Origin of the sequence: Marinobacter sp. (genome assembly GCF_035268745.1) — a bacterium.
GTDB lineage: Bacteria > Pseudomonadota > Gammaproteobacteria > Pseudomonadales > Oleiphilaceae > Marinobacter.
In genome coordinates, this window is the sequence record NZ_DATFKH010000250.1 from 1 (window position 1) to 1,692 (window position 1,692).

A 1,692-nucleotide genomic window follows, 5' to 3' on the forward strand; every position below is an offset into this window, starting at 1 on the left:
GGATGATGGCGAGGGGCCCATCAGCGAGGACAGATCCAGAAAACCGGCTTCGCCTGAATCCGCTGAGTCACCGACCGCCGAGCTATTGTCAAATCTGGTGTATGACCATCAGGCAGCGTTCCTGTCAGATTGATCACTCACCTCTACTCCATCCTGAAATTGAACGTTGTTCACGACCAGTTTCAGTTGGTCAAACCCCTTGATCCGCTTCCAGCGCTTCTGGGCGGATTGGAGCAATTTGAACACCATCGATAACGTGGTGTCGCGGCTGCCGCAGGACCGGCTCCGCTTGGTTCTCAGGCGTACTGTGGCGAAGGTGGATTCGATCGGATTGGTGGTCCGCAAGTGAATCCAGTGAATCGCCGGAAAATCGTAGAAGGCCAGCAGTTCGTTCCGGTCTTTCTCCAGGTTTGCCATGGCCTTTGGGTACTTGTCCCGGAACCGCCGCAGGGTGCTGTCAAAAGCCTTGTGGGCGCTGTCACGAGTCTCGGCCAGATAGATCTCATGCAGTGCCGACTTCACCTTCGGCTGTACCGACTTGGGCAGTTTGTCCAGCACGTTGGCGGTCTTGTGGACCCAGCAGCGTTGGTGGCGGGTGTCTGGAAACACCTTGCTCAGGGCGCTCCAGAAGCCCAGTGCACCATCGCCGACGGCCAGCTTGGGGGCGTGCTCCAGGCCTCTTTCCCGCAAACCGGTGAGCAGCTCTCGCCAACTGGCTTCGGACTCACGGTGGCCATCCTCAACGGCCACCAGTTCCTTGTGGCCATGCTCGGTAACGCCGATGATCACCAGTAGGCAGAGCCGGTCATCCAGGCGGACGTTGCTGTACACGCCGTCCGCCCACCAGTAGACGTAGCGCTTCTGGCTCAGATCCCGGCGCTGCCAGTCCCTATGCTCCTCAAGCCACCGCGCCTTGAGCCGGGAGACTGTGTTCGCCGACAAGCCCTTGGCCTGCTCGCCGACCAGGGCGCTGAGGGCCTCCTGGAAATCACCTGAGGAGACACCGCGCAGGTAGAGCCAGGGGATGAGTTCATCCAGACTCTGAGCCCGCTTAAGATACGGCGGCAACAACTGGCTGTTGAAGCGGATCCCGGAGCCACTGCGGTCCCGGACCTTGGGAACCTGGACTTCCACGTCACCAACACCGGTCTGGATCGTGCGTTTGGGCAGATGCCCATTGCGCACCACCGCCTGGCGGCCATCGGGTGTTGTGACATCCGTACTCTGGTTGAGCAGGCCTTCCAGTTCTGTCTCAACGGCCCGGGCAATCAGGTCACGAGCACCCTGACGGATCAGGGCGTGCAACGGGTCGTCGCTATCTACCTCTGGTTGTGAAAGAGCGTGCAGGTTAGACTTGGACATGGCGTATCAATCCTCTGTTGGTTGTGATCTTGGCGGAGATCAACCAACAGGATACGCCACCTCTTCAACTCGCTTCCATACACCAGAAATCACCATAACTCTCCAGACTCCGGAAATTTAACCTCTCAGGCAATAACGTCATTAATTGGCGAAATTGATCACACGTTAGATGAGGGGCTCTCTAAATTCCCTTCAGATGATAGACTGAAATCCCAAGAGGCGCGTTTGGCCGAGCGTCTAAAACATGAGAGAAGGGCTCAACAGGCTCTCGAAACCGCGTTTACGAAAAATAAAGCCAACGTTTTTGTGGCAGTCCGGCTTTCTCGCTTC

Annotated in this window: 1 protein-coding gene; it reads right to left on the bottom strand. The window is 57.6% G+C overall.

Features of this window, described 5'->3' with window-relative positions:
- Window positions 1-108: 108 nt before the first annotated feature.
- The gene (locus VJ956_RS15960; RefSeq protein WP_324086032.1) at window positions 109-1,362 is read right to left on the bottom strand and encodes an IS256 family transposase; all 1,254 of its coding nucleotides are present in this window, start codon (window positions 1,360-1,362) and stop codon (window positions 109-111) included.
- Window positions 1,363-1,692 lie beyond the last annotated feature (330 nt).

Bases quoted from the DNA above. Each gene is read 5' to 3' on its own strand.
- VJ956_RS15960 (WP_324086032.1), bottom strand. From the start codon at position 1,362: ATGTCCAAGTCTAACCTGCACGCTCTTTCACAACCAGAGGTAGATAGC.